The organism is Kitasatospora sp. NPDC018058 (assembly GCF_044327205.1).
Lineage (GTDB): Bacteria > Actinomycetota > Actinomycetes > Streptomycetales > Streptomycetaceae > Kitasatospora.
In genome coordinates this window covers 1-4,169 of record NZ_JBIRFA010000119.1, presented here as the reverse complement: position 1 = coordinate 4,169, position 4,169 = coordinate 1, and the positions used below count along the sequence as shown (strand labels likewise).

Genomic DNA, 4,169 nt, shown 5'->3' with positions numbered 1-4,169 from the left:
TCCGACAGGAGGCCGTCCACGCCCTCCCGGTCGGTGGTGTGGTCGTCCGCGAAACGACGGTCACCCGTCGCGTCCGGCACGTACTTCACACAGACAACGATCCTCAAGCTCACGGCCTGTCTCCTGTACTGGTCTCGTCCGGCGGCTGCGGTTGTGCAAGCGGGTGCGAACACTCCACGCACCCGCTCCGGGCAGCGAGTTTCCCGTGCCGGTCCGGAACTTCCTGGCAGCATACTCGCCGGTAGCTCAGTGGTCACTACTCGCCAGTAGCTTACGCCGGGACGGCTGCACCGCCGCTTGCGCCCATCCTGCCCCAGGAGGGGGTCGACTCCACCCCACGGGGTACCGCAAACCGACGTGCGAGTCCCTGGCCGCAGCCCGTCAGACCGCCTGCCCCAGCGCCGCGATCACATCCGCCTTGCGCGGCATCCCCGCCGCTCGCCGCACCACCCGCCCGCCCGCGTCCAACACCAGGACGGTCGGCGTCCGCAGGATCTCCAGCCGACGGACCAGCTCCAGCCGCGCCTCGGCGTCCACCTCGACGTGCGCGACCCCGGCGACCATCCCCGCCACCTCGGCGAGCACCCGCCGGGTGGCCCGGCACGGCTGGCAGAAAGCGGTGGAGAACTGCACCAGGGTCGCCCGTTCACCGAGCGGCCCGCCCAGATCGGCCTCCGACAGCCGTATCGCCTCGTCCTCGGTGAGCACCCTCAGCCTCCCGTCGCGCCTGGCCCGTAGCAGCCCGAACGTGGTCGCCACGGCCAACGCGACAACGCACACCACCAGTCCGGTCATCCCTCAAGTCTGCGGCAGCGCGTTCCGCGCCCGAAAGGAAGGTCGACCGCCGACGCCGGGCCCGCGTACGATCGGCCGGTGGACTCCGAACGCACCGCACCGCCGTTGCCGATCTCCCGCCGCGCCGTCGACCCGGGCCGGGCCACCAGCTCCCGCTGCCGCTGACGCCCCCGCCGCACCCGCCCGTCGCGACCCCCCGGAGCCCCCGTGCAGACCGACCCCCGCGGTCCCCGCTTCTCCTCCGCGCTCACCGCCGCCGTCCTGGTGGCCGTCCTGGTCAGCGGCAACGGTCTCCTACTCGCCACCCAGGCCCTGGTCTTCGCGCTCAGCGCCTTCGGCGGGCTCCGGCTCTCCCCGTACGGCCTGCTGTTCCAGGCCCTCGTCCTCCCCCGGCTGGCACCGCCCACCGAGACCGAGGACGAACGGCCGCTGCGCTTCGCCCAGGGCGTCGGCCTGGTCTTCACCTCCGTCGGCGCCCTCGGCTACTTCACCGGAGTCATGTGGCTCGGCCTGCTGGCCACCGCGTTCGCCCTGACCTCAGCCTTCCTGAACGCCGCCTTCGGCTACTGCGTGGGCTGCGAGATGTACCCGATCGTCCGGCGCGCCCAGGGCCGACTCGGCGCCGGGGCCTGACCGGCTGCGCCGCGACCTCCGCCGCACCCGCGACCTCACCGGCACCGCGGAACGGAGAAAGTTCCCAGCCGGATTCATCACGGAGATCACACCGCGAATATTCGCTTGACCACACACCTCAGGTGACAGCAGGCACTCGTTCGGGGGATCATCTCCGTGTATCACCCGTGGCCGCCGCGGCGTGCCGTGCTCCGGTCGGCTCCCGCACAACGGTGCGGGTACCCGCCGTACCGGGCTCCGGCCCGTGGAAGTCAGGACTGACCGTGGCAGAGTTCGTCTACCCGCCGGTGATCGGCGCCGCACTCACCGCCTTCCGTGCGCTCGACGTGCGGATCAAGATCGTGGGCGCCGAGCACATCCCCGCCAAGGGCGGAGCGGTGCTGGTCAGCAATCACATCAGCTACCTCGACTTCCTCTTCGCCGGCCTCGGCGCGTACCGCGGCGGCAAGCGCAAAACCCGCTTCATGGCCAAGGACGACGTCTTCAAGCACCGCATCTCCGGCCCGCTGATGCGCGGCATGAAGCACATCCCGGTCGACCGCACCGACGGCCAGCCCGCCTACGAGGCCGCCGTGCGCGCCCTCAAGGCCGGCGAGGTCGTCGGGGTGTTCCCCGAGGCGACCATCAGCCGCTCGTTCATGCTGAAGAAGTTCAAGACCGGCGCCGCCCGGATGGCCGCCGACTCCGGCGCCCCGCTGCTGCCCGTCGTCCTCTGGGGCACCCAGCAGCTCTGGACCAAGGGCCGCCCGAAGACCCTCACCAAGCGCCACGTCCCGGTGACGATCATGATCGGCGAACCGATTCACCTCGGCCCGAACGACAAGCCCGTGATGGTCACCAGGAAGCTGCGCGCCGCCATGAGCGAGATGCTCGACCAGGCCCAGCGCGAGTACCCCGGCACGCCCTCCGGCCCGGATGACACCTGGTGGCTGCCCGCCCACCTCGACGGCACCGCGCCCACCCTGGAGGTCGCCGAGGCCGAGGACGAGGCGGAGGCCCTCGCCAAGGCCGAACGCCGCGCCGCCCGGGGCTGACCGAGCCCCGCCCTCTACTCCATGTGACCGAGCGGACGCGTTCCGTCGCGTGTCGCCCGGCCGTCGACGCCTCCCGTCTGACACAGTGACAGCTCCTTTCAGGGGCCTCCATCCCGGATCTCCTCCTTGATCCGAGACGGAGCACACGTCGGAACGGTCGGAAAGGTCGAAGACGGAGATGGCACGGATCACCGGCACAGGGAAGTCCCCCGCGAACAAGGCCCGCACCCGCGCAACCGCCGGTGCGGGCCTGCTTTTTCTGGGCACCCTGCTCACCGGCTGCGGAGCCGAGCCCGGGGAGATCCCGCTGTCCGAGATCCGGCCGGAATCCCCCACCGTCACCGCCGAGCCGACCGACTCCGCCGGCATGGTCGGCGCGGCAGCCACTACCCCCGCGGCCGCCGCGCACAACGGACTGATCGTCAGCCGGGCGTACACCGACGCCACCCACACCACCAGCGCCATCGTCACCCTCGCCCCCGACGGCACCGCCCAGCGCCAGGTCACCCAGCCGTCCGACCACGCCCTGGACGACCGCCCCGACTGGTCCCCGGACGGCAGCAGCATCGCGTTCGACCGCACCGACCCGCAGACCGGCGCCGCCCGCCTCTGGACGGTCTCCGCCACCGGCGACAACGCCCACCAGATCAGCCAACTCTGCGACAGCAGCAGCGGAAGCACCGACTGCGCCAACGAGGACGAACGCGCCCCCTCCTACTCCCCCGACGGAAAACAGCTCGCCTTCAGCCGCTCCTGGGGCGCCCTCGACCCGGCCGGCAACAAGCAGACCCAGTACTCGGACCTCTACCTGATGGGCCCCGACGGCACCAACGTCCAGCGGCTCACCTTCCTCACCAACGACAAGCCGTACTCCGGCGCGGTCAGCAACCCCAGCTGGTCCCCCGACGGCAAACAGCTCACCTTCGAGTACCGCACCAGCGCCACCGGACAGCCCGCCAACAGCCGTGCGATCTACGTCGTCAGCGCCGACGGCACCGGACTCCGCCAGCTCACTCCCTGGGAACTGCGCGCCGGCGACCGTGCGAGCTGGTCACCCGACGGCACCCAGATCGTCTTCACCACCTACCCGGCCGGCCCCGACAACACCCCCGGCGGGGGCATCTACACCGTCCACCCCGACGGCAGCGCCATCGGCGCCCTCACCCCCGCGCCCTCCGACACCACCTACGGAACCGTGGCCTACGCGCCCGACGGAAAGTCCATCGTCTTCACCCAGGCCCCCAAGGGCACCGGCGCCGACCTCTACAGCATGCGGCCGGACGGTACGGGAATCGCCCGGCTCACCAACAGCGCCGACAAGTGGCTCGGCCGACCTGCGTGGGGAACGGCGGCGGTGCCGGTGCAGGCGTCCCAGACAGCCCAAGCGCCCCAAGCGTCCCAGACACCCCAGGCATCTGAGACGCCCCAGCCCGAGACTCCGACGGCATCCGCCGAGGCGACGCCGACCAAGACAGCGACACCGACCAAGACAGCGACGCCGACCAAGGCAGCGAAACCGACTAAGGCAGCAACGCCGTCTCAGGCAGGGACACCGGCTCGGGCACAAGGGCAGCCGGAGGACGAGGAGAACGACGTCCAGGACAACTGAGCCGAAACGCGAAAAGGCCCACCCGGTAAGCCGGGTGGGCCTTTTCTGAAGAATTGTTCGGCGGCGTCCTACTCTCCCACAGGGTCCCCCCTGCAGTA

4 protein-coding genes and 1 pseudogene are annotated in these 4,169 nt (G+C 71.0%); 3 read left to right on the top strand and 2 right to left on the bottom strand.

What is annotated here, in order from left to right; translation table 11 throughout:
* Both ACH4E7_RS45330 and ACH4E7_RS45325 read right to left on the bottom strand, forming a co-directional pair.
* Window positions 1–113: pseudogene (locus tag ACH4E7_RS45330) on the bottom strand (electron transfer flavoprotein subunit beta); the annotation flags it as partial.
* Between the two features lie 268 nt (window positions 114–381).
* A complete protein-coding gene (locus ACH4E7_RS45325; protein WP_396255083.1) occupies window positions 382–795 on the bottom strand; it encodes a thioredoxin family protein in 414 nt (137 codons plus the stop codon).
* Between the two features lie 207 nt (window positions 796–1,002).
* On the opposite strand from ACH4E7_RS45325, the gene ACH4E7_RS45320 reads away from it, so the two are divergent.
* The 3 genes from ACH4E7_RS45320 to ACH4E7_RS45310 all read left to right on the top strand — a co-directional run bounded on the left by ACH4E7_RS45320 (window position 1,003) and on the right by ACH4E7_RS45310 (window position 4,071).
* Entirely contained in the window at window positions 1,003–1,428 is a 426-nt protein-coding gene (locus ACH4E7_RS45320) for a DUF4395 domain-containing protein (RefSeq protein WP_396255082.1), read from the top strand.
* Between the two features lie 263 nt (window positions 1,429–1,691).
* Window positions 1,692–2,462: a lysophospholipid acyltransferase family protein gene (locus ACH4E7_RS45315; RefSeq protein WP_396255081.1), complete on the top strand. Its 771-nt coding sequence runs from the start codon at window positions 1,692–1,694 to the stop codon at window positions 2,460–2,462.
* Window positions 2,463–2,640: 178 nt separating this feature from the next.
* On the top strand, window positions 2,641–4,071 hold the full coding sequence (locus ACH4E7_RS45310; protein WP_396255080.1) for a hypothetical protein: 1,431 nt from the start codon (window positions 2,641–2,643) through the stop codon (window positions 4,069–4,071).
* The last annotated feature ends 98 nt before the right edge of the window (window positions 4,072–4,169 follow it).

Excerpts from the sequence above, each read along its gene's own strand:
- ACH4E7_RS45310 (WP_396255080.1), top strand. The coding sequence starts at position 2,641 with ATGGCACGGATCACCGGCACAGGGAAGTCCCCCGCGAACAAGGCCCGC.
- ACH4E7_RS45325 (WP_396255083.1), bottom strand. The coding sequence starts at position 795 with ATGACCGGACTGGTGGTGTGCGTTGTCGCGTTGGCCGTGGCGACCACG.